The sequence below is a fragment of the Pseudomonas sp. PI1 genome, from assembly GCF_000812405.1.
GTDB lineage: Bacteria > Pseudomonadota > Gammaproteobacteria > Pseudomonadales > Pseudomonadaceae > Pseudomonas > Pseudomonas citronellolis.
The window spans coordinates 1-21,747 of record NZ_JWMC01000104.1 but is presented as its reverse complement, the minus strand read 5'-3'; the positions used below and the strand labels follow the sequence as shown (position 1 = coordinate 21,747).

At 67.2% G+C, this 21,747-nt stretch carries 18 protein-coding genes; 8 read left to right on the top strand and 10 right to left on the bottom strand.

The genetic code is table 11. The features are described 5' to 3' along the window. Positions 1-27: 27 nt before the first annotated feature. The 8 genes from rseP to rpsB form a co-directional block, all read right to left on the bottom strand. Positions 28-1,380: an RIP metalloprotease RseP gene (gene rseP, locus RN02_RS31485; protein ID WP_043319439.1), complete on the bottom strand. Its 1,353-nt coding sequence runs from the start codon at positions 1,378-1,380 to the stop codon at positions 28-30. Between the two features lie 22 nt (positions 1,381-1,402). Continuing rightward, entirely contained in the window at positions 1,403-2,593 is a 1,191-nt protein-coding gene (gene ispC, locus RN02_RS31480; RefSeq protein ID WP_043319437.1) for a 1-deoxy-D-xylulose-5-phosphate reductoisomerase, read from the bottom strand. Continuing rightward, a complete protein-coding gene (locus RN02_RS31475; RefSeq protein WP_043319436.1) occupies positions 2,590-3,405 on the bottom strand; it encodes a phosphatidate cytidylyltransferase in 816 nt (271 codons plus the stop codon). The genes ispC and RN02_RS31475 overlap by 4 nt, the downstream gene beginning before the upstream one ends. Beyond that, complete coding sequence (locus RN02_RS31470; protein WP_009616639.1) at positions 3,399-4,154, bottom strand: isoprenyl transferase; 756 nt, start codon at positions 4,152-4,154, stop codon at positions 3,399-3,401. The genes RN02_RS31475 and RN02_RS31470 overlap by 7 nt, the downstream gene beginning before the upstream one ends. A gap of 16 nt (positions 4,155-4,170) precedes the next feature. After that, positions 4,171-4,728 carry a ribosome recycling factor gene (gene frr / locus RN02_RS31465; RefSeq protein WP_043319433.1) on the bottom strand — a complete coding sequence of 186 codons (558 nt, stop codon included), beginning with the start codon at positions 4,726-4,728 and terminating at the stop codon, positions 4,171-4,173. A 1-nt stretch (position 4,729) separates the two neighbouring features. Next, complete coding sequence (gene pyrH, locus RN02_RS31460) at positions 4,730-5,467, bottom strand: UMP kinase (RefSeq protein ID WP_009616635.1); 738 nt, start codon at positions 5,465-5,467, stop codon at positions 4,730-4,732. A 204-nt stretch (positions 5,468-5,671) separates the two neighbouring features. Continuing rightward, complete coding sequence (gene tsf / locus RN02_RS31455; RefSeq protein WP_009616633.1) at positions 5,672-6,541, bottom strand: translation elongation factor Ts; 870 nt, start codon at positions 6,539-6,541, stop codon at positions 5,672-5,674. A 125-nt stretch (positions 6,542-6,666) separates the two neighbouring features. After that, positions 6,667-7,407 (bottom strand): 30S ribosomal protein S2, encoded by a 741-nt coding sequence (gene rpsB / locus RN02_RS31450; RefSeq protein ID WP_009616632.1) that lies wholly within the window; start codon positions 7,405-7,407, stop codon positions 6,667-6,669. A 347-nt stretch (positions 7,408-7,754) separates the two neighbouring features. Between rpsB and map the strand changes: the two genes are divergently transcribed. From map to dapC, 3 genes are all read left to right on the top strand, one after another. Next, entirely contained in the window at positions 7,755-8,537 is a 783-nt protein-coding gene (gene map / locus RN02_RS31445; protein ID WP_043319431.1) for a type I methionyl aminopeptidase, read from the top strand. A 141-nt stretch (positions 8,538-8,678) separates the two neighbouring features. Then, positions 8,679-11,381 carry a [protein-PII] uridylyltransferase gene (locus tag RN02_RS31440; protein ID WP_043319429.1) on the top strand — a complete coding sequence of 901 codons (2,703 nt, stop codon included), beginning with the start codon at positions 8,679-8,681 and terminating at the stop codon, positions 11,379-11,381. A 12-nt stretch (positions 11,382-11,393) separates the two neighbouring features. Further along, a complete protein-coding gene (gene dapC / locus RN02_RS31435) occupies positions 11,394-12,614 on the top strand; it encodes a succinyldiaminopimelate transaminase (protein WP_043319428.1) in 1,221 nt (406 codons plus the stop codon). Between the two features lie 159 nt (positions 12,615-12,773). Here the strand turns inward: dapC and RN02_RS31430 are convergent, their stop codons facing one another. After that, the gene (locus RN02_RS31430; RefSeq protein ID WP_009616624.1) at positions 12,774-14,435 is read right to left on the bottom strand and encodes a Na+/H+ antiporter; all 1,662 of its coding nucleotides are present in this window, start codon (positions 14,433-14,435) and stop codon (positions 12,774-12,776) included. Between the two features lie 188 nt (positions 14,436-14,623). Here RN02_RS31430 and RN02_RS31425 point away from each other — a divergent pair, with 188 nt between their 5' ends. From RN02_RS31425 to RN02_RS31410, 4 genes are all read left to right on the top strand, one after another. Further along, positions 14,624-14,974: an ArsC family reductase gene (locus RN02_RS31425; RefSeq protein WP_009616622.1), complete on the top strand. Its 351-nt coding sequence runs from the start codon at positions 14,624-14,626 to the stop codon at positions 14,972-14,974. 32 nt (positions 14,975-15,006) lie between these two features. After that, on the top strand, positions 15,007-16,041 hold the full coding sequence (gene dapD, locus RN02_RS31420; protein ID WP_043271206.1) for a 2,3,4,5-tetrahydropyridine-2,6-dicarboxylate N-succinyltransferase: 1,035 nt from the start codon (positions 15,007-15,009) through the stop codon (positions 16,039-16,041). Between the two features lie 88 nt (positions 16,042-16,129). Beyond that, positions 16,130-17,332: an aminotransferase class V-fold PLP-dependent enzyme gene (locus tag RN02_RS31415; protein ID WP_043319426.1), complete on the top strand. Its 1,203-nt coding sequence runs from the start codon at positions 16,130-16,132 to the stop codon at positions 17,330-17,332. Then, a complete protein-coding gene (locus tag RN02_RS31410) occupies positions 17,329-17,733 on the top strand; it encodes a SufE family protein (protein ID WP_043319424.1) in 405 nt (134 codons plus the stop codon). The genes RN02_RS31415 and RN02_RS31410 overlap by 4 nt, the downstream gene beginning before the upstream one ends. Positions 17,734-17,998: 265 nt before the next feature. Here RN02_RS31410 and tcdA read toward each other — a convergent pair whose 3' ends face one another. Further along, on the bottom strand, positions 17,999-18,817 hold the full coding sequence (tcdA, locus tag RN02_RS31405; protein ID WP_043319422.1) for a tRNA cyclic N6-threonylcarbamoyladenosine(37) synthase TcdA: 819 nt from the start codon (positions 18,815-18,817) through the stop codon (positions 17,999-18,001). A 215-nt stretch (positions 18,818-19,032) separates the two neighbouring features. Between tcdA and RN02_RS31400 the strand changes: the two genes are divergently transcribed. Then, a complete protein-coding gene (locus RN02_RS31400) occupies positions 19,033-21,642 on the top strand; it encodes a glycosyltransferase (RefSeq protein ID WP_043319420.1) in 2,610 nt (869 codons plus the stop codon). Positions 21,643-21,747 lie beyond the last annotated feature (105 nt).

Here is a 21,747-nt window from a genome sequence, read left to right as displayed (position 1 = left end):
GGCGGCAGATCCGAAACCCAATGGCAGCTACAGTCGACTCAGATCGTTGACCAGGGCCAGCAACATGACCCCAACGACCAGGCTGATGCCGATCTGCATCCCCCAAGCCTGGACCCGCTCTGACAATGGGCGGCCACGCACCCACTCGACCAGGTAGAACAACAGATGCCCGCCATCGAGGACGGGTATCGGCAACAGGTTGAGAACCCCCAAACTTATGCTCAGATAGGCGAGGAAATGCAGAAAATCCCCTACGCCGGACTGGGCCGAAGCGCCCGCCACTTTAGCAATGGTTATCGGCCCGCTCAAGTTTTTTACCGAGAGCTGGCCCAGCACCATTTTCTTTAGAGAATCCAGGGTTAGCAGACTCATCGACCAGGTTCGGGAGAGCGCTTCGCCCACCGCGGCGACCGGACCGAAGCTGACTTCGCGGAGCATTTCCGCCGGCCACTGGCCACCGGCCACACCGGCCCCCAGGTAACCGGCACGGGCCTTGCCCTCGCCTTTCGCCGCCAGTTTCAGGGTCAGCTCGCGTTCCTGGCCGTCGCGCAGCAGGGCGATGCTCACCGACTGGTCCGGACGGGCACGCACCTTGTCGACCACCTGCTGCCAGTCGTCCACCGCCTGGCCGTCCACCCGCAGCAGACGGTCGCCGACGGCCAGCCCCGCGGCCTTGCCGGGGCCCTGCGGGTCCAGCTCGGCGATCACCGGCGGCATGGCCGGGCGCCACGGCTGGATGCCCAGGCCGCCGATGGGGTCGGGATTGTCCGCGTTCTTCAGCCAGGCCTTGATCGGCAACTGGTGCAGGCTCTGCGCCGAGGAGCCCGGCTCGCGCACGCTGACGCTCAGCTCGCCGGTCTCGCCCAGGCGCCGCACCAGGCGCAGGTTGACCGCCGCCCAGCCGTCCACAGGCTCGCCGTCCACCGCCAGCACTTCCTGGCCGGTGGCCAGGCCGCCCAGCGCCGCCGGGCTGTCGGGCACGATGGAGCCGATGACCGGGCGCACCTGCTGGGTGCCCAGCATGGCGAGGATCCAGAAGAACAGGATGGCCAGCAGGAAGTTGGCCACAGGGCCCGCCGCGACTATGGCGATGCGCTGGAATACCGTCTTGCGGTTGAAGGCCTGGTCGAGCTGGTCGAGAGGCACCTCGCCCTCGCGCTCGTCGAGCATCTTCACGTAGCCGCCCAGGGGAATGGCGGCCACCACGAATTCGGTGCCGTGGCGGTCGTGCCAGCGCACCAGGGGCGTGCCGAAGCCCACCGAGAAGCGCAGCACCCTGACCCCACAGCGGCGCGCCACCCAGAAGTGACCGAACTCGTGGAATGTCACCAGGACGCCAAGGGCGATGATCAGCCCGACGACCATGTAAAGTGCGCTCATCTCTACCTCCAGGGCTCAGGGCCTAGCGACCACGCCCATGCAACCAGGCCTGCGCGGCCTCGCGCGCACGGCGGTCGGCCTCCAGCACCACGTCGAGGCTTTCGACCGGCGTGGCAGCCTCGCGGTTCAGCACCTCGTCGATGATAACCGCGATCTCGGTGAAACGGATGCGCCGTTCGAGGAATGCGGCCACCGCCACCTCGTTGGCGGCATTGAGCATCGCCGGCGCGCTGCCGCCCGCCTCGGCCGCCTGGCGCGCCAGGCGCAGGCAGGGGAAGCGCTGTTCGTCGGGGGCCTGGAAGTCCAGGCGGGCGATGCCGAACAGGTCCAGCGGCGACACCCCGGAGTCGATGCGCTCGGGCCAGGCCAGGGCGTGGGCGATGGGTGTGCGCATGTCGGGGTTGCCCAACTGGGCCAGCACCGAGCCATCCACGTAGTCGACCAGGGAATGGATCACGCTCTGCGGGTGGATCACCACCTCCACCTTCGACGGCGGGGCATCGAACAGCCAGCAGGCCTCGATCAGCTCCAGGCCCTTGTTCATCATGCTGGCCGAGTCGACGGAAATCTTCCGCCCCATGGACCAGTTGGGGTGGGCACAGGCCTGCTCCGGGGAAACTTCCGACAGTTGATCCAGCGGCGTCTCGCGGAACGGACCGCCGGAGGCGGTCAGCAGGATGCGTCGCACGCCGACCTGGCCCAGGCCCCGGGCGTAGTCGCCAGGCATGCACTGGAAGATCGCATTGTGCTCGCTGTCGATCGGCAGCAGCACCGCGCCATGGGCCTGCACTTCGTGCATGAACAGAGCGCCGGACATCACCAGCGCCTCCTTGTTGGCCAGCAGCACGCGCTTGCCGGCCTGCACCGCCGCCAGGGTCGGCTTGAGGCCGGCGGCACCGACGATGGCGGCCATGACCACGTCCACTTCGGGATGGCCGGCGACCTCGCACAATCCCGGCTCACCCGCCAGCACACGGGTATCCAGGCCGGCGGCCCGCAGGGCACCCTGCAGATGGCGGGCCTGCTCGTCGCTGGCGACCACCGCGAAACGCGGCCGATGAACCAGGCACAGGGCCTCCAGCTCGGCGAGACGGGAATGCCCGGTGATGGCGAAGACGCTGTAGCGCTGCGGATGCCGCGCGAGGACGTCCAGGGTGCTCAGGCCGATGGAGCCGGTGGCCCCCAGCACGCAGACCTGCTGCGGCGCGCTCATGGCGTGCCCCAGCCGGTGGCCCAGAGCAGCACGGTGAAGACCGGGATGGCCGCGGTCAGGCTGTCGATGCGGTCGAGGACGCCGCCATGGCCCGGCAGCAGGTTGCTGCTGTCCTTCAGGCCCGACTCGCGCTTGAACATGCTCTCGGTCAGGTCGCCGACCACCGACAGCGCCACCACCACGGCTGCGCAGGGCAGCGCCAGCAGCAGTTCGCGCACCGACCAGTCACGGTAGATGGCCACCGCGAAGGTGATCGCCAGGCTCAGCGCCAGGCCGCCGTAGAAGCCTTCCCAGCTCTTGCCGGGGCTGACCCGCGGCGCCAGCTTGCGCTTGCCGAAGGCCTTGCCGGAGAAATAGGCGCCGATGTCGGCGGCCCAGACCAGCACCATGACCGCGACTATCAGCCAGTTGGCCAGTGGCCACTGCTTGAGCACCACCAACCCCTGCCAGGCCGGCAGCAGGATCAGCAGGCCGATCAGCAGGCGGCGCCAGCGGCCGCCCCAGTTGGAGGCGCTGTCCGGGTAGGTGAGCACCATCACGGTAGCCAGCAGCCACCAGAGCACCGCCAGCAACAGCACGGCCCCGGCCAGCTGCGGCAGCCAGTACAGCAGCAGCATCAGCAGCGCGACCACGCCGGCATAGCCGACGCGGGCCGGCTGCTCGTTGTAGCCGGCCAGGCGCGCCCATTCCCAGGCGCCGAGGGTCACCACCAGGCCGATGAACAGCGCGAAGGCGAGGCCATCGAGGAGGAAGAAACCACCCAGCGCGATGGGCAGCAGCACCAGCGCCGTGATGATCCGTTGTTTCAGCATGACGGGGGGGCCTCGGCCTGCACCTGCTCGCTGGTCTTGCCGAAGCGACGCTGGCGGGTGGCATAGTCGGCCAGCGCTTCGCGCATCGCCGCGCTCTTGAAGTCCGGCCAGTAGAGATCGGAGAAGTACAGCTCGGCGTAGGCCAGCTGCCACAACAGGAAGTTGCTGATGCGATGCTCGCCGCCGGTGCGGATGCACAGGTCCGGCAACGGCTGGTCGCCGGTGGTCAGGCAACCCTGGATCAGCTCGGGGGTGATGTCGTCCGGCGCCAGGTGCCCGGCCTGCACTTCGCGGGCCAGGCGCTGGGCGGCCTGGGTGATGTCCCACTGGCCGCCGTAGTTGGCCGCCACCTGCAGCAGCAGCCCCTTGTTGCCGGCGGTGAGGTTCTCCGCTTCGCGCATGGCGGCCTGCAGCTCCGCGTGGAAGCGGCTGCGATCACCGATGATGCGCAGGCGGATGCCGTTCTCGTCGAGCTTGCGCACCTCGCGGCGCAGGGCCATGAGGAACAGCTCCATGAGCGCACCGACCTCGTCGACCGGGCGCTGCCAGTTCTCGCTGGAGAAGGCGAACAGCGTCAGGACCTCGACACCGGCCTCGGCGCAGGTCTTGACCACCGCACGCACCGCGCTGACGCCGGCCTTGTGCCCGGCAACGCCGGGCAGCAGGCGCTTCTTCGCCCAGCGGTTGTTGCCGTCCATGATGATGGCCACGTGACGTGGCACCGCGGCCACCTGCTTGGTCTTGTCCATGACTGCAACCTGGCCGTCAGACAGCCATCAGATCCGTTTCCTTGGCCTCGAGGGCCTTGTCGATTTCGGCGACGAACCTGTCGGTGAGCTTCTGCACCTCGTCCCCGGCGCGACGCTCTTCGTCCTCGCTGATTTCCTTTTCCTTCTGCAGGTCCTTGAGCTGGGCCAGGGCGTCGCGGCGGATGTTGCGCACGGAGACGCGGGCCTGCTCGGCCTCGGCGCGGGCCTGCTTGGTGAAGCCCTTGCGGGTTTCCTCGGTCAGGGCCGGCATGGGGACGCGGATGGTGGTGCCGGCGGTGGCCGGGTTCAGGCCCAGGTCGGAGGTCATGATGGCCTTCTCGACCGCCTGGATCATGCTCTTGTCGAACACGTTCAGGGCCAGGGTGCGGGAATCCTCGACGGTGACGTTGGCGACCTGGCGCAGCGGGGTGTCGGAGCCGTAGTAGGACACCATGACGCTGTCCAGGATGCTCGGGTGCGCACGGCCGGTGCGGATCTTGGCGAAGGCGTGACCCAGGGCCTCCAGGGTCTTGCCCATGCGCTCCTGCGCTTCTTTCTTGATCTCGTTGATCATGTCAATCCTCCTCGATCAGGGTGCCCTCGGCACCACCAACAACAATATTCAGCAGCGCGCCCGGCTTGTTCATGTTGAACACCCGCAGCGGCATTTTCTGGTCGCGACACAGGCAGATGGCGGTCAGGTCCATCACGCCCAGCTTGCGGTCGAGCACTTCATCGTAGGTCAGGCGCTCGAACTTCTCGGCGTTCGGGTCCTTGAACGGATCGGCAGTGTACACACCATCGACCTTGGTCGCCTTCAGCACCACGTCGGCATCGATTTCGATGGCGCGCAGGCAGGCGGCCGAGTCGGTGGTGAAGAAGGGGTTGCCGGTGCCGGCGGAGAAGATCACCACTTCGCCGCTGGCGAGGTGGCGCATGGCCTTGCGGCGATCGTAGTGGTCGGTGACGCCGACCATGCTGATGGCCGACATGACGATGGCGGTGATGTTCGAGCGCTCCAGGGCGTCGCGCATGGCCAGGCCGTTCATCACGGTGGCCAGCATGCCCATGTGGTCGCCGGTGACGCGGTCCATGCCGGCCGCCGACAGGGCCGCGCCACGGAACAGGTTGCCGCCGCCGATGACCAGGCCGACCTGCACGCCGATGCCGACCAGTTGGCCGATCTCCAGGGCCATGCGGTCCAGGACCTTGGGGTCGATACCGAACTCTTCGCTGCCCATCAGGGCTTCGCCGCTCAGTTTTAGAAGAATGCGTTTATAGCGAGGTTGACGTGCGCTCAGCTGCTGAGCCATGACCTTTTTCTCCTGCGGCGATGTGGAATGCGTGGCGCCTGACCGGGCGCCTGTCGGGGAAGTCTGGCCCTACCAGGCTAGCAGCGCCGCGAACCGACGAACGGTGCGAAGCCGCGGAGACCGCCCCGAATGGTCTCCCCACTTTGACGAAGAGGCCGCACGCGCGAGCGGGCAGCCTCTTCCGGGGCGACGGTGGAAACCGTCTTATTGCTTGGATGCAGCTACTTGAGCAGCAACCTCGGCAGCGAAGTCGGCCTCGGCCTTCTCGATGCCCTCGCCCACTTCGAAACGAACGAAGGAGACGATCTCGGCGCCGGCTTTCTTGGCCAGTTCACCGACCTTGACTTCCGGATCCTTGACGAACGGCTGCTCGACCAGGCTGGCTTCGGCGAGGAACTTGTTGATACGGCCCTTGACCATGTTCTCGACGATGTTTTCCGGCTTGCCGGCGATCTTGTCGGCGTTCAGCGCCAGGAAGATTTCCTTTTCCTTGGCCACGGCGTCTTCGGAAACCTGCGACGGGTCCAGAAACTGCGGGTTGCTGGCGGCGACGTGCATGGCGATGTCACGGGCCAGTTCGGCGTTGCCGCCTTTCAGGGTGACCAGTACGCCGATGCGGTGACCGTGCAGGTAGGCGCCGACCACGTCGCCTTCGGCGCGGGCCAGACGACGGATGTTGACGTTCTCGCCGCACTTGGCGACCAGGGCCTCACGGGCGGACTCCTGCTCGGCGATCAGCGGAGCGGCGTCGCTCAGCTTCTGGGCGAAAGCCTTGTCCAGGCTGGCGGCGACGAAGTTCTTGAAGTCGTCCTGCAGGGCCAGGAAGTCGGTCTGCGAGTTGACTTCGATGATGGTGGCGGCCTTGGCGTCGTCGGCCACTTTCACCGCGATGGAACCTTCGGCGGCGATGTTGCCGGCCTTCTTGGCAGCCTTGATGGCGCCCGAAGCGCGCATGTCGTCGATGGCCTTCTCGATGTCGCCTTCGGCGGCAACCAGGGCCTTCTTGCACTCCATCATGCCCTGGCCGGTACGCTCGCGCAGTTCTTTAACCAGTGCTGCAGTGATCTCTGCCATTTGCAAATCCTCTTGAGTTGGTTCTCAAAACCAGATCGCCCGGCGGGCCGGGCGGAATTCGGGAGTGGCAAAAAGGGGGCCAGGCCCCCTTTTTGCGCACCGCTGGACGTCTGGACGTCCCGGAATCAGCCTTCGGCGGATTCGGCCGGCGCTTCTTCGACGAACTCGTCGGCACCGCCCTGGGCGTTCTGACGGCCGCGCAGTACGGCTTCGGCCATCGAACCCAGGTACAGCTGAACGGCGCGGATGGCGTCGTCGTTACCGGGGATGACGTAGTCGACGCCGTCCGGGCTGCTGTTGGTATCGACGATGCCGATGACCGGGATGCCCAGCTTGTTGGCTTCGGTGATGGCGATGCGCTCGTGGTCGACGTCGATCACGAACAGCGCGTCCGGCAGGCCGCCCATGTCCTTGATGCCGCCCAGGCTGCGATCCAGTTTTTCCAGATCACGGGTGCGCATCAGGGCTTCTTTCTTGGTCAGCTTGTCGAAGGTGCCGTCCTGCTGCTGGGTTTCCAGCTCGCGCAGGCGCTTGATCGACTGACGGATGGTCTTGTAGTTGGTGAGCATGCCGCCCAGCCAACGGTGGTCGACGTAAGGCATGCCGCAACGGGCGGCTTCTTCGCGAACGATCTTGCCGGCGGAACGCTTGGTGCCGACGAACAGGATCTTGTTCTTGCCCTGGGCCAGGCGCTCAACGAAGGTCAGGGCCTCGTTGAACAGCGGCAGGGTCTTTTCCAGGTTGATGATGTGGATCTTGTTGCGCGCGCCGAAAATGAACTTGCCCATTTTCGGGTTCCAGTAACGGGTCTGGTGGCCGAAGTGCACACCGGCCTTCAGCATATCGCGCATGTTGACTTGGGACATGATAGTTCCTCGATAAGTCGGGTTGGGCCTCCATGCATCCCAATGACCAACCCCCGAACGCGTCGCAGGGCACCCAGGTCATCGTGTCGATGCATGTGTGGGTTAGGCTTGAACAGGCCATAGCCTGCAAAAGCGGGGCGCTTTATATCACACAAAGCCGCTGGAGGCTAGAAGCTGGAAGCCGGACGACAGGCGATCGACGCACCGCCGCTCCAGCCTCCAGCCTCCAGCCTCCAGCCTCCAGCCTCCAGCCTCCAGCCTCCAGCCTCCAGCCTCCAGCCTCCATGGCAGCCTGCCGCCTGCGAAACTGTTACCATTGCCTTTTTCCGCCCGCGTCCGAGAATTCTATGACCGTCACCATCAAGACGCCCGAAGACATCGAGAAAATGCGCATCGCCGGCCGCCTGGCCGCCGAGGTGCTGGAAATGATCGGCGAGCACGTCAAGCCCGGGGTCACCACCGACGAACTGGACCGCATCTGCCATGACTATATAGTCAACGTCCAGCAGGCCATCCCCGCACCCCTGAACTACAAGGGCTTCCCCAAGTCCATCTGCACCTCGATCAACCACGTCGTCTGCCACGGCATCCCCAACGAGAAGCCGCTCAAGGAAGGCGACATCGTCAACATCGACATCACCGTCATCAAGGACGGCTACCACGGCGACACCAGCAAGATGTTCCTGGTGGGCAAGACCCCGGAGTGGGCCGACCGTCTGTGCCAGATCACCCAGGAATGCATGTACAAGGGCATTTCCGTGGTCAAGCCCGGCGCGCGCCTGGGCGACATCGGCGAGGTGATCCAGAAGTACGCCGAGAAGAACGGCTTCTCGGTGGTCCGCGAGTACTGCGGCCACGGCATCGGCAAGGTGTTCCACGAGGAGCCCCAGGTGCTGCACTACGGCCGCGCCGGCACCGGCCTGGAACTCAAGGAAGGGATGATCTTCACCATCGAGCCGATGATCAACCAGGGCCGCCCGGAAACCCGCCTGCTGGGCGACGGCTGGACCGCCATCACCAAGGACCGCAAGCTCTCCGCCCAGTGGGAGCACACCGTGCTGGTGACCGCCGACGGCTACGAGATCCTCACCCTGCGCAACGACGAGAGCTTCCCGCGCACCGGCGCGTGAGCGGCGTTGCAATCTCGCCGACGGCTGGGTAGAACATAGAAATCCCGGCCCGGCACCCTCGCCGGGCCTGGCGCCACGCGCCCCAGGCCCGGACGATGACTTGCCCCTGCCCTCCCCCATCCCAGAATCAGGAAGGCCGCCATGCCGCAGGTGGATCCCGAGTTGTTCGACCCTGGGCAGTTCCAGGCGGAACTGGCCCTCAAATCCAGCCCCATCCCCGCCTTCAAGAAGGCCATCCGCCAGGCCAACGAGGTGCTGGACGCGCGCTTCAACGGCGGCCGTGACATCCGCCGGCTGATCGAGGACCGCGCCTGGTTCGTCGACCAGATCCTGCAGCAGGCCTGGCAGCGCTTCGCCTGGTGCGAGGACGCCGACATCGCCCTGGTGGCGGTGGGCGGCTACGGCCGCGGCGAGCTGCACCCGCACTCGGACATCGACATCCTGGTGCTGCTCGACAGCGAGGACCAGGAAGTCTTCCGCGAGCCCATCGAGGGCTTCCTCACCCTGCTCTGGGACATCGGCCTGGAAGTCGGCCAGAGCGTGCGCTCGGTGGCCGAATGCGCCGAGGAAGCGCGCGCCGACCTGACGGTGGTGACCAACCTGATGGAGTGCCGGACCATCTCCGGCCCCGACCACCTGCGCCAGCGCATGCTCGAAGCCACGGCCAGCAGCCAGATGTGGCCCAGCGGCCAGTTCTTCCTGGCCAAGCGCAAGGAACAGATCCACCGCCACACCAAATACAACGACACCGAATACAACCTGGAGCCCAACGTGAAGGGCTCGCCCGGCGGGCTGCGCGACATCCAGACCATCCTCTGGGTGGCCCGCCGCCACTTCGGCAGCCTCAACCTGCACGCGCTGGTCAAGGAAGGCTTCCTGGTGGAAAGCGAGTCCAGCGTGCTGGCCTCCTGCCAGGAATTCCTCTGGAAGGTCCGCTACGCCCTGCACATGCTCGCCGGGCGCGCCGAGGACCGCCTGCTGTTCGACCACCAGCGGCGCATCGCCGGGATGCTCGGCTACCAGGACAACGACGCCAAGCTGGCCGTCGAGCGCTTCATGCAGAAGTACTACCGGGTGGTGATGGCGGTCTCCGAGCTGAACGACCTGATCATGCAGCACTTCGAGGAAGTCATCCTGCGCGCCGGCGAAGGCGGCCAGGTGACGCCGCTGAACAGCCGCTTCCAGGTCCGCGACGGCTACCTGGAAGTGACCAACGCCAACGTCTTCAAGCGCACCCCCTTCGCCCTCCTGGAAATCTTCGTGCTGATGGCCCAGCACCCGGCGATCAAGGGCGTGCGCGCCGACACCATCCGCCTGCTGCGCGACAGCCGGCACCTGATCGACGACGACTTCCGCCACGACATCCGCAACACCAGCCTGTTCATCGAGCTGTTCAAGTGCCGCGAAGGCATCCATCGCAACCTGCGGCGGATGAACCGCTACGGCATCCTCGGCCGCTACCTGCCGGAGTTCGGCCTGATCATCGGGCAGATGCAGCACGACCTGTTCCACATCTATACGGTGGACGCCCACACCCTCAACCTGATCAAGCACCTGCGCAAGCTGCAGCGCCCGGACATGGCCGAGAAGTACCCGCTGGCCAGCAAGATCATGGAGCGCCTGCCCAAGCCGGAGCTGATCTACCTCGCCGGGCTCTACCACGACATCGCCAAGGGCCGTGGCGGCGACCATTCCGAGCTGGGCGCGGTGGACGCCGAGCTGTTCTGCCAGCGCCACCAGCTGCCGCAGTGGGACACCCAACTGGTCAGCTGGCTGGTGCAGAACCACCTGGTGATGTCCACCACCGCGCAGCGCAAGGACCTCTCCGACCCGCAGGTGATCTTCGACTTCGCCCAGTTGATGGGCGACCAGACACGCCTGGACTACCTCTACGTGCTCACCGTGGCCGACATCAACGCCACCAACCCGAGCCTGTGGAACTCCTGGCGCGCCAGCCTGCTGCGCCAGCTCTACACCGAGACCAAGCGCGCCCTGCGCCGCGGCCTGGAGAACCCGCTGGACCGCGAGGAGCAGATCCGCCAGACGCAGAGCGCGGCCATCGACATCCTGGTCCGCGACGGCATCGACCAGGACGACGCCGAGCAGCTCTGGAGCCAGCTGGGCGACGACTACTTCCTGCGCCACAGCGCCGCCGACGTGGCCTGGCACACCGAGGCCATCCTCCAGCACCCGGACGACGGCACGCCGCTGGTGCTGATCAAGGAAACCACCCAGCGCGAATTCGAGGGCGGCACGCAGATCTTCATCTACGCCGCCGACCAGCACGACTTCTTCGCCGTGACCGTGGCGGCGATGGACCAGCTCAACCTGAACATCCAGGACGCGCGGATCATCACTTCCACCAGCCTGTTCACCCTCGACACCTACATAGTGCTCGACGCCGATGGCGGCTCGATCGGCGACAATCCCCAGCGCATCGCCGAAATCCGCCAGGGCCTGGTGGACGCGCTGAAGAACCCCGACGACTACCCGAACATCATCCAGCGCCGCGTGCCCCGGCAGCTCAAGCACTTCGCCTTCGCGCCGCTGGTGACCATTTCCACCGACGCCTCGCGCCAGGTCAGCGTGCTCGAGGTCATCGCCCCCGACCGCCCGGGCCTGCTGGCACGCATCGGCGGGCTGTTCCTGGACTTCGACCTGTCGGTGCGCAACGCCAAGATCGCCACCCTCGGCGAGCGCGTGGAGGACGTGTTCTACGTCACCGACGCGCACAACCAGCCACTCTCCGACCCGGACCTGTGCAAGCGACTGCAGGCGGCCCTGGTCGAGCAGCTTTCACAGGCCAACGGCCAGGAAACCGTTCCGGTCCGCATCAGCATCTGACGAGCGATTCACATGAACCCAGACCTCGACCTGCTCCAGCCCTACCCCTTCGAGAAGCTCCGCGCCCTGCTCGCCGGCGCCCAGCCGCCGGCCGGGCTTGCGCACATCGCGCTGTCCATCGGCGAGCCCAAGCACCGCTCGCCGGAATTCGTCGCCAAGGCCCTGGCCAACAGCCTCGACCAACTGGCGGTGTACCCGACTACCCTGGGCCTGCCGGCGCTGCGCGAAACCATCGCCGCCTGGTGCGAGCGCCGCTTCGGCGTCCCCGCAGGCTGGCTGGACGCCGCCCGCCACGTGCTGCCGGTGAACGGCACCCGCGAGGCGCTGTTCGCCTTCACCCAGGCGGTAGTGGACCGCAGCAAGAACGGCCTGGTGATCAGCCCCAACCCCTTCTACCAGATCTACGAAGGCGCGGCCCTGCTGGCCGGCGCGCAGCCGCATTACCTGGCCTGCCGCGCCGGGAACGGCTTCAATCCGGACTTCGACGCGGTGCCGGCGGACGTCTGGCAGCGCTGCCAGATCCTCTTCCTCTGCTCCCCGGGCAACCCCACCGGCGCGCTGGTGCCGCTGGAAACCCTGAAGAAGCTGATCGCCCTGGCCGACGAGCACGACTTCCTGATCGCCGCCGACGAGTGCTACAGCGAGCTGTACTTCGACGAGCAGAACCCGCCGCCCGGCCTGCTCAGCGCCTGCGCCGAACTGGGCCGCTCGGACTTCAGGCGTTGCGTGGTGTTCCACAGCCTGTCCAAGCGCTCCAACCTGCCGGGCCTGCGCTCGGGCTTCGTCGCCGGCGACGCCGAGGTGCTGAAGAAATTCCTCCTGTACCGCACCTACCACGGCTGCGCCATGCCGGTGCAGACCCAACTGGCCAGCATCGCAGCCTGGCAGGACGAAGACCATGTGCGCGCCAACCGCGACCTGTACCGCGAGAAGTTCGCCGCGGTGCTGGACATCCTCGCCGGCGTGCTCGACGTGCAGCGCCCGGACGGCAGCTTCTACCTGTGGGCGAAAACGCCCATCGCCGACACCGAGTTCTGCCGCGGCCTGTTCGACCAGCAGCACGTCACCGTGGTGCCGGGCTCCTACCTGTCCCGCGAAGTGAACGGCGAGAACCCCGGCGCCAACCGCGTGCGCATGGCCCTGGTCGCCCCGCTGGCGGAATGCGTGGAAGCGGCCGAGCGGATCAAGCGCTTCGTCCAGGCCAGCCCAGATCAAACCCGGAGCCGCCCGTAGCCAAGGCCAAACGGCGGATAACGCCGTAGGCGTTATGCGCCCTACGCCAAGCCCGCCAGCAACGTAGGGCGAATAACCGTTCGCGGTTATCCGCCGTTTCACCTGGGCCTCAGCCCGCGCCGCGGTCAAGCTCGAAGCCGCCTGCAACCTGCCGCCACCCTACACCCACCGCCCCGCCTTGCTGGTCAGCCAGGCCTCCTGGGAGTCCAGGTCGCCGAGCACCTTGCGCATGGTCTCGTCGTCCACCAGGTTCTCCCGGCGCAGTTGGTACAGCTCCAGGCGCTGGGTGCGTAGCGCCTTGATGCGCAGAGCCTGGTCGGCCAGTTCCAGGCTGCGCGCCCGCTCCCGTGCCTCGGCGCTGTCCGGCGCCGGGTCGAGCTGCTGGCGGTACTCGGCCATCAGCCGCGCCTTCACCTCCGCCAGCCGCGCGGCCTCCTCGGCATCCACCTTCTCGCCGGCCGGCATCTCCTCCTTCTCCAGCATGCGGATGGCCGCCACCGCGGTGCGCCGCCATACCGAGCGGTACTCCAGCTCGGACTGGTCGTTGCTGGCCACCGGCAGCCCCTTGAGCAAGGCCGGCAGGCCCAGGGTGGCCGCCAGCAGCGAAACCAGGATCACCCCGGCGGCGATGAAGATGATCAGGTCGCGCTGCGGGAAGGCCTCGCCGCTGCCCAGCAGCAGCGGCACCGACAGCACGCCGGCCAGGGTCACCGCCCCGCGCACCCCGCCCAGCGCCGAGATCGCCGACAGCCGCAGCACCGGCTCGCCGGGCTTGCCGCCCAGCTCGATGCCCCACCAGCGCTCGAAGCGCAGCGACAGCTTCCAGTAGCACCAGACCCAGGCGAAGCGCAGCAGGATCAGCACGGCGTACACCGCCAGCACGTAGAACAGCAGCTGCGAGGAACGCCACAGGCTGTCGCCGGCGTGGTGCGTCACCGACTTGAGGATGTCCGGCAGTTGCAGGCCCAGCAGCAGGAACACCACGCCGTTGAAGGCGAACTCCAGCATCGACCAGACGCTGCGGTTGAGCACGCGGGTGTGGGTCTGCCGCGGCAGCAGATCGGTCCAGCTCTGCATCATGCCCGCCGCCACCGCCGCGAGGATGCCGGAGACGCCGAACTCCTCGGCAACCATGTACACCGCGAAGGGCAGCAACAGCATGAGCACCACGTGGGTGGCCGGGTCGTCCCAGCCGCGGCGGATCATCCAGGCGCGGATGCGCCCCAGCAGCCAGCTCAGCACCACGCCGCAGGCCAGGCCGCCAATCGCCACCAGGAGGAAGCTCAGGCTGGCGTCGAGCAGCGAGAAGGCGCCGGTCATGGCCGCGGCCACGGCGAACTTGAAGGCCACCAGGCCCGAGGCGTCGTTCATCAGCGCCTCGCCCTGCAGCACGTGCATCAGCCGCCGCGGCAGGCGGTTCTGGGCGATCGCCGACACCGCCAGGGCATCGGTGGGCGACAGCACCGCGGCCAGGGCGAAGGCGGCGGCCCAGGGAATCTCGGGAATCAGCAGATGGATGAAGGCGCCGCCACCGGCCACGGTGAACAGCACCAGGGCGAAGGCCATGGTCAGGATCGGCCAGCGCATCTGCCAGAACTCGCCCTTGGGCATGCGCCAGCCATCGGCGAACAACAGCGGCGGAATGAACAGGAACATGAACAGCTCCGGGTCCAGCGCCACGTGCAACCCCAGGCTGGGCCAGGCCAGGACCGCCCCCGAGGCGATCTGGATCAGCGGCAGCGGCAAGGGCAGCAGTTGCGCCAGCAGGCGCGTGCCCCCGACCACCAGCAGCAGGATGAGCACGGTATACACGGTTTGCATCGACGATCTCCCAGTCGCCAGTTCGCGGCGCCCCATTGGAACATCCAAAGACGCTCTCCATCAGCCCCCGGGCGAGCAATAGACTATTGCAATCGCAAAAGAATCGTCCCGCCCTCCCCGCCCCCGCAAGTTCACGGGAAAATGGCATAATCCCGCGCTTGCCAAAGGAACGACGAGGAGCGCCGCCCATGACCCAGCGGACCATCTACGGAATCAAGGCCTGCGACACCATGAAGAAAGCCCGCACCTGGCTTGAGGAACACGGCGTCGACTATGCCTTCCACGACTACAAGACTAGCGGAATAGACCGCGCGCACCTTGAGCAATGGTGTGCCGAGCACGGCTGGCAGACGGTCCTGAACCGCGCCGGCACCACCTTCCGCAAGCTCGACGAGGCGCAGAAAGCCGACCTCGACGAGTCCCGCGCGATCGAGCTGATGCTCGCCCAGCCGTCGATGATCAAGCGTCCGGTGCTGGACCTTGGCGACCGCACCCTGGTCGGCTTCAAGCCCGACGCCTACGCCGCCGCGCTGGCCTGATACTTTTTCACCGTTTTTTCGAGGAACCGCACATGTCCCAATCCCTGTTCAGCCTGGCCTTCGGCGTCGGCACCCAGAACCGCCAGGACGCCTGGCTGGAAGTCTTCTACGCGCAACCGCTGCTGAACCCGGCCGCCGAGCTGGTCGCCGCCGTCGCGCCGATCCTCGGTTACGAGAACGGCAACCAGGCCATTGCCTTCAGCAACCAGCAGGCCTACCAACTGGCCGACGCGCTGAAGACCATCGCCCCGGCCCAGGCCGCCCTGCTCAACCGCCTGGCCGAAAGCCAGAAACCGCTGGTCGCCACCCTGCTGGCCGAAGACGCCGCCCCCGCCTCCACCCCCGAGGCCTACCTGAAGCTGCACCTGCTCTCGCACCGCCTGGTCAAGCCCCATGGCGTCAACCTGTCGGGCATCTTCCCGCTGCTGCCGAACGTGGCCTGGACCAACATCGGCGCCGTCGACCTGGCCGAACTGGCCGAGCTGCAACTCGAAGCGCGCCTGAAGGGCAAGCTGCTGGAAGTCTTCTCGGTGGACAAGTTCCCGAAAATGACCGACTACGTGGTCCCGGCCGGCGTGCGCATCGCCGACACCGCCCGCGTGCGCCTGGGCGCCTACATCGGCGAAGGCACCACCGTGATGCACGAAGGCTTCGTCAACTTCAACGCCGGCACCGCCGGCCCGGGCATGATCGAAGGCCGCGTCTCCGCCGGCGTGTTCGTCGGCAAGGGTTCGGACCTGGGCGGCGGCTGCTCGACCATGGGCACCCTGTCCGGCGGCGGCAACATCGTCATCAGCGTCGGCGAAGGCTGCCTGATCGGCGCCAACGCCGGCATCGGCATCCCGCTGGGCGACCGCAACATCGTCGAAGCCGGCCTGTACGTCACCGCCGGCACCAAGGTGGCGCTGCTGGACGACCAGAACAACCTGGTCAAGGTGGTCAAGGGCCGCGACCTGGCCGGCCAGCCGGACCTGCTGTTCCGCCGCAACTCGCAGACCGGCGCGGTGGAGTGCAAGACCAACAAGACCGCCATCGAGCTGAACGAAGCGCTGCACGCGCACAACTAAGTCAGAGCTGGAAGCTGGAAGCCAAAAGCCGGAAGCGGGCTGCACAAGGCACTTCCAGCTTCCAGCTTCCAGCTTCAGGCTTACAGCCATGCTTCTTTCCCCCTGGCGCTCCGCCTTCCCCGCCCTCGCCGCGCTGGCAGCCGAGGAGCAGACCTACCTCGACAGCGCCGCCACCGCGCAGAAGCCCCAGGCCATGCTCGACGCCCTGGCCGGCTACTACGCCAGCGGCGCGGCCAACGTCCATCGCGCCCAGCACCTGCCCGGCGAACGCGCCACCCGTGCCTTCGAGGCGACGCGCACACGCCTGGCACAATGGCTGGACGCCGGCAGCCCGGAACAGCTGGTGTTCACCCATGGCGCCACCGAGGCCCTGAACCTGCTGGCCTACGGCCTGGAGCCGCTGTTCGGCGAAGGCGACGAGATCGCCATCAGCGCCCTGGAGCACCACGCCAACCTGCTGCCCTGGCAGCAACTGGCGCTGCGCCGCGGAGCGAAGCTGGTGGTGCTGCCGCTGGACGACCGCGGGGTCATCGACCTGGAGGCCGCCACGCAACTGATCGGCCCGCGCACCCGCCTGCTCGCCGTGAGCCAGTTGTCCAACGTGCTCGGCACCTGGCAGCCACTGCCGGAGCTGCTGGCCCTGGCCTGCGCGCAAGGCGCGCTGAGCGTGGTGGACGGCGCCCAGGGCGTGGTCCATGGCCGGCACAGCCTGTCCGCCCTGGGCTGCGACTTCTACGTGTTCTCCAGCCACAAGCTCTACGGCCCCGAGGGCCTGGGCCTGCTCTGGGGCCGCGCGGAAGCGCTGGCGCGCCTGCGCCACTGGCAGTTCGGCGGCGAGATGGTGCAGAACGCCGATTACCAAAGCGCCCACTTCCGCCCGGCGCCGCTGGGCTTCGAAGCCGGCACCCCGGCCATAGGCGCGGTGATCGGCCTGGGCGCCAGCCTCGACTGGCTGACCCGCCAGGACGCCGCGGAAATGGCCGCCCACGAGGCCCTGCTGCACGCCCAACTGCTGGCCGGGCTGCGCGCCCGCGACGGCGTGCGCCTGCTGGGCGAACCCCAGGCGGCGCTGGCCAGCTTCGTGGTGCGGGACGTGCATAGCGCCGACCTCGCCCATCTGCTCACCGAGCAGGGCGTGGCGGTGCGCGCCGGACACCATTGCGCCATGCCGCTGCTCAAGCGCCTGGGCCTGCCCGGCGCCATCCGCGTATCCCTCGCCCTGTATAACGACGGCGCCGATCTGGAGCGCTTCTTCCGAGCCCTCGACGGCGCCCTGGAACTGCTGCGATGAGCCTGCCCGAAGCCGCCCGCCAGGCGCTGGAAGCCTTCGCCGGGCAAGCCTCCTGGGAACAGCGCGCGCGCCTGCTGATGCAATGGGGCGACAGGCTGGAGCCGCTGGACGAGTCGGAACGCAGCGAGGCCAACCGCATCCATGGCTGCGAAAGCCTGGTCTGGCTGGTGGCCGAACAGCGCGATGGCGCCTGGCACTTCCGCGCCACCAGCGACGCGCGCCTGCTGCGCGGGCTGATCGCGCTGCTGCTGGTGCGGGTGCAGGGGCTGCCGGGAGAGGAACTGGCGCAACTGGATTTGGGCCAGTGGTTCAACGACCTGGGCCTGGGCCGACAGTTGTCGCCCTCGCGCAGCAATGGTCTGAATGCGGTGCTGCAACGCATGCGCGAACTCGTTTCGTAGGAGCGAGCTTGCTCGCGAACAACGGAGTCAAGCTCAACTCCGGAGCGATGCCAAACCCCGTCCCCTCTCCCCAGCCCTCTCCCTGAAGGGAGAGGGAGCCGTATGGTGTGAAGCGCACTAACGGCGCTCACTGCTACTCCGATGTTGCCGGCAAACGCAGAGGTATCCGCTGGCACGGACAGTCCCCTCTCCCTTCAGGGAGAGGGTTAGGGAGAGGGAGCGGAGTAACAGCAAACACCTCGATAACAGGTGAGCGCCGTTCGCGTTAAGAGGGATTTCCAGCCGCGCTACGCTCCGAAGGCCGCCGCGCCCCCGCCACCAACTTATCCACAGCCCTGGCCGCCGCAGCCATGCCAAAAGTGGCCGTAACCATCATCACCGCCCCGAATCCACCCGCGCAGTCCAGCTTCACCCCTTCCCCAACGAACCCCTTGGCCTGGCACACGCTGCCGTCCGGCTTTGGGTAGCGCAGCTGCTCGGTGGAGAACACGCAGGGCACGCTGTAATGCCGCCCCGGCGTGCGCGAGAAGTTGTAGTCGCGGCGCAGCAGCGAGCGCACCTTGGCCGCCAGCGGGTCGTTGAAGGTCTTGTTCAGGTCGGCCACCTGCACCTGCGTCGGGTCGACCTGGCCACCGGCGCCGCCGGTGGTGACGATCTGGATCTTGCGCCGCTTGCACCAGGCGATCAGCGCCGCCTTGGCCGGCACGCTGTCGATGCAGTCGATGACGAAGTCCATCTCCGTGGTGATGCAGTCGGCCATGCTCTCGCGGGTGACGAAGTCCGCCACCGCGTGGACCTTGCACGCCGGGTTGATAGCGCGGATGCGCTCGGCCATCACCGCCACCTTGGGCTTGCCCACGGCCCCTTCCAGGGCGTGGACCTGGCGGTTGGTGTTGGTCACGCAGACGTCGTCCAGGTCGAACAGGGAAATCTCGCCGACGCCGCTGCGCGCCAGCGCCTCGGCCGCCCAGGAGCCGACGCCGCCGATGCCGACCACCGCCACGTGGGCCGCGGCCAGGCGCTCCAGGCCCTGGGTGCCGTACAGGCGGGCGATGCCACCGAAACGCTGATCGTCCACTACCATCACAGTGTCTCCGCAAAAAACGCCCGGCATTCTATAGGAAGGCGACCGCCGGGGCCGGCCGAATTGACGCCCGGCAAGGCCATAACCGGCCACCAGGGACATTCTATGCCGCCCCCGCGGTGCCGGACGGGAGCTATACACCCAGGGGGGTGCGGGGTAGGATGCGCGCCGACCCGTTCCCGGCCCCGAAACACCGACAGGAACCCGATCGCTCCATGCCATCACGCAAATTCGGCCTCAACCTGGTCGTGCTGGTCGCCCTGGCCGCCCTGCTCACCGGCGTCTGGGCCCTGTACAACCGCCCGGTGAGCGCGCCGGACTGGCCGGAAAGCATCTCCGGCTTCTCCTTCTCGCCCTTCCGCCTGGACCAGAGCCCGCAGAGCGGCCGCTTCCCCAGCGACGAGCAGATCCGTTCGGACCTGGAACTGGTCTCGCGGATGACCGAGAACATCCGCACCTACTCGACCAAGGGCAGCCTTTCCGACATCCCCTTCCTCGCCGAGGAGTACGGGATGCGCGTCAGCCTGGGCATCTGGATCAGCGCCGACGAGGCCGAGAACGAGGCGGAGATCGCCCGCGGCATCGAGATCGCCAACCGCTCGCGCAGCGTGGTGCGGGTGATAGTCGGCAACGAGGCGCTGTTCCGCCGCGAGGTCACCAAGGACCAGCTGATCGGTTACATCGACCGCGTCCGCGCCGCGGTGAAGGTGCCGGTGACCACCGCCGAGCAGTGGCACATCTACGAGAAATACCCGGAGCTGGCCAAGCACGTCGACCTGATCGCCGCCCACGTGCTGCCCTACTGGGAGTTCGTGCCCATGCAGGACTCGGTGCAGTTCGTCCTCGACCGCGCCCGCGACCTGCGCCTGAAGTTTCCGAAAAAGCCGCTGCTGCTGGCCGAGGTCGGCTGGCCCAGCAATGGCCGCATGCGCGGCGGCGCCACCGCCACCCAGGCCGACCAGGCCATCTACCTGCGCGAGCTGACCAACGCGCTGAACAAGAAGGGCTACAACTACTTCGTGGTCGAGGCCTTCGACCAGCCGTGGAAGTACACCGACGAAGGCTCGGTGGGCGCCTACTGGGGCGTGTTCAACGCCGCGCGCCAGCCCAAGTTCAACTTCCAGGGCCCGGTGGTGGCCATTCCCAAGTGGCGCGTGCTGGCCATCGCCTCGGTGGTGCTGGCGCTGCTCACCTTCACCCTGCTGCTGATCGACAGCAGCGCCCTGCGCCAACGCGGACGGACCTTCCTCGCCGTGGTCTCGTTCGTCTGCGCGTCCATCCTGGTGTGGATCGGCTACGACTACAGCCAGCAGTACAGCACCTGGTTCAGCATCACCGTCGGCGTATTGCTGGGCATAGGCGCGCTGGGCGTGGTGATAGTGCTGTTCACCGAGGCCCACGAACTGGCCGAGGCCGTGTGGACGCGCAAGCGCCGCCGCCTGTTCCTGCCGGTCACCGCGGCCGACGCCTACCGGCCCAAGGTCTCCATCCACGTGCCCTGCTACAACGAGCCGCCGGAGATGCTCAAGGAGACACTGAACGCCCTGGCCAGGCTCGACTACCCGGACTTCGAGGTCCTGGTGATCGACAACAACACCAAGGACCCGGCCGTGTGGGAGCCGGTGCAGGCCCACTGCGAGCTGCTCGGCCCGCGCTTCCGCTTCTTCCACGTGGCGCCCCTGGCCGGCTTCAAGGGCGGCGCGCTGAACTACGCGCTGCAGTTCGTCGCGCCCGACGCCGAAGTCATCGCGGTGATCGACTCCGACTACTGCGTCGAGCCGGACTGGCTCAAGCACATGGTGCCGCACTTCGCCGACGCGCAGATCGCCGTGGTGCAGTCGCCGCAGGACTACCGCGACCAGCACGAGAGCGCCTTCAAGCGCCTGTGCTACGCCGAGTACAAGGGCTTCTTCCACATCGGCATGGTCACCCGCAACGACCGCGACGCGATCATCGAGCACGGCACCATGACCATGGTCCGGCGCCAGGTGCTGGACGAGCTGAAGTGGGCCGAATGGTGCATCACCGAGGACGCCGAGCTGGGCCTGCGGGTGTTCGAGCGCGGCCTCTCGGCGGCCTACTTCGAGCGCAGCTACGGCAAGGGCCTGATGCCCGACACCTTCATCGACTTCAAGAAGCAGCGCTTCCGCTGGGCCTACGGCGCCATCCAGATCATGAAGCGCCACACCGACGCCCTGCTGCGCGGCCGCGGCCCGGACGGCAGCAAGCTGACCGGCGGCCAGCGCTACCACTTCGTCGCCGGCTGGCTGCCGTGGATCGCCGACGGCATGAACATCTTCTTCACCCTCGGCGCGCTGCTCTGGTCGGCGGCGATGATCATCGTGCCCAAGCGCGTCGACCCGCCGCTGCTGATCTTCGCGATCCTGCCGCTGACGCTGTTCGCCTTCAAGGTCGGCAAGATCCTCTTCCTCTACCGCCGCACCGTGGGCGTGAACCTGCGCGACGCGCTGTTCGCCGCGCTGGCCGGGCTGTCGCTGTCGCACACCATCGCCAAGGCGGTGCTGTACGGCTTCGTCACCCGCTCCATCCCGTTCTTCCGCACGCCGAAGATGCGCGCAAGCCATGGCCTGCTGGTGGCCCTGGCGGAGGCCCGCGAGGAGGTCTTCATCATGCTTCTGCTGTGGGGCGCCGCCCTGGGCATCGTCCTGGTGCAGGGCGTGCCCAGCCCGGACCTGATGTTCTGGGTGGTGATGCTGCTGGTGCAGTCACTGCCGTACCTGGCGGCGCTGATCATGGCCCTGCTCTCCTCGCTGCCGCGCCCGCGCGAGGAAGAGGCGCTGAGCGGCTCCGAGCAGGTAGGCTGAACGGCCAGGCGCTTTTCGTAGGATGGGTTGAGCCTTGGCGATACCCATGCGGTCATGGCGATGGGTATCGCTTCGCTCAACGCCATCCTACGAAAAGCCATGCTC

What these genes read in the sequence shown, in the direction of transcription:
- rseP (WP_043319439.1), bottom strand. Translation starts at nt 1,380, where the DNA reads ATGAGCGCACTTTACATGGTCGTCGGGCTGATCATCGCCCTTGGCGTC.
- ispC (WP_043319437.1), bottom strand. Translation starts at nt 2,593, where the DNA reads ATGAGCGCGCCGCAGCAGGTCTGCGTGCTGGGGGCCACCGGCTCCATC.
- RN02_RS31475 (WP_043319436.1), bottom strand. Translation starts at nt 3,405, where the DNA reads ATGCTGAAACAACGGATCATCACGGCGCTGGTGCTGCTGCCCATCGCG.
- RN02_RS31470 (WP_009616639.1), bottom strand. Translation starts at nt 4,154, where the DNA reads ATGGACAAGACCAAGCAGGTGGCCGCGGTGCCACGTCACGTGGCCATC.
- frr (WP_043319433.1), bottom strand. Translation starts at nt 4,728, where the DNA reads ATGATCAACGAGATCAAGAAAGAAGCGCAGGAGCGCATGGGCAAGACC.
- pyrH (WP_009616635.1), bottom strand. Translation starts at nt 5,467, where the DNA reads ATGGCTCAGCAGCTGAGCGCACGTCAACCTCGCTATAAACGCATTCTT.
- tsf (WP_009616633.1), bottom strand. Translation starts at nt 6,541, where the DNA reads ATGGCAGAGATCACTGCAGCACTGGTTAAAGAACTGCGCGAGCGTACC.
- rpsB (WP_009616632.1), bottom strand. Translation starts at nt 7,407, where the DNA reads ATGTCCCAAGTCAACATGCGCGATATGCTGAAGGCCGGTGTGCACTTC.
- map (WP_043319431.1), top strand. Translation starts at nt 7,755, where the DNA reads ATGACCGTCACCATCAAGACGCCCGAAGACATCGAGAAAATGCGCATC.
- RN02_RS31440 (WP_043319429.1), top strand. Translation starts at nt 8,679, where the DNA reads ATGCCGCAGGTGGATCCCGAGTTGTTCGACCCTGGGCAGTTCCAGGCG.
- dapC (WP_043319428.1), top strand. Translation starts at nt 11,394, where the DNA reads ATGAACCCAGACCTCGACCTGCTCCAGCCCTACCCCTTCGAGAAGCTC.
- RN02_RS31430 (WP_009616624.1), bottom strand. Translation starts at nt 14,435, where the DNA reads ATGCAAACCGTGTATACCGTGCTCATCCTGCTGCTGGTGGTCGGGGGC.
- RN02_RS31425 (WP_009616622.1), top strand. Translation starts at nt 14,624, where the DNA reads ATGACCCAGCGGACCATCTACGGAATCAAGGCCTGCGACACCATGAAG.
- dapD (WP_043271206.1), top strand. Translation starts at nt 15,007, where the DNA reads ATGTCCCAATCCCTGTTCAGCCTGGCCTTCGGCGTCGGCACCCAGAAC.
- RN02_RS31415 (WP_043319426.1), top strand. Translation starts at nt 16,130, where the DNA reads ATGCTTCTTTCCCCCTGGCGCTCCGCCTTCCCCGCCCTCGCCGCGCTG.
- RN02_RS31410 (WP_043319424.1), top strand. Translation starts at nt 17,329, where the DNA reads ATGAGCCTGCCCGAAGCCGCCCGCCAGGCGCTGGAAGCCTTCGCCGGG.
- tcdA (WP_043319422.1), bottom strand. Translation starts at nt 18,817, where the DNA reads ATGGTAGTGGACGATCAGCGTTTCGGTGGCATCGCCCGCCTGTACGGC.
- RN02_RS31400 (WP_043319420.1), top strand. Translation starts at nt 19,033, where the DNA reads ATGCCATCACGCAAATTCGGCCTCAACCTGGTCGTGCTGGTCGCCCTG.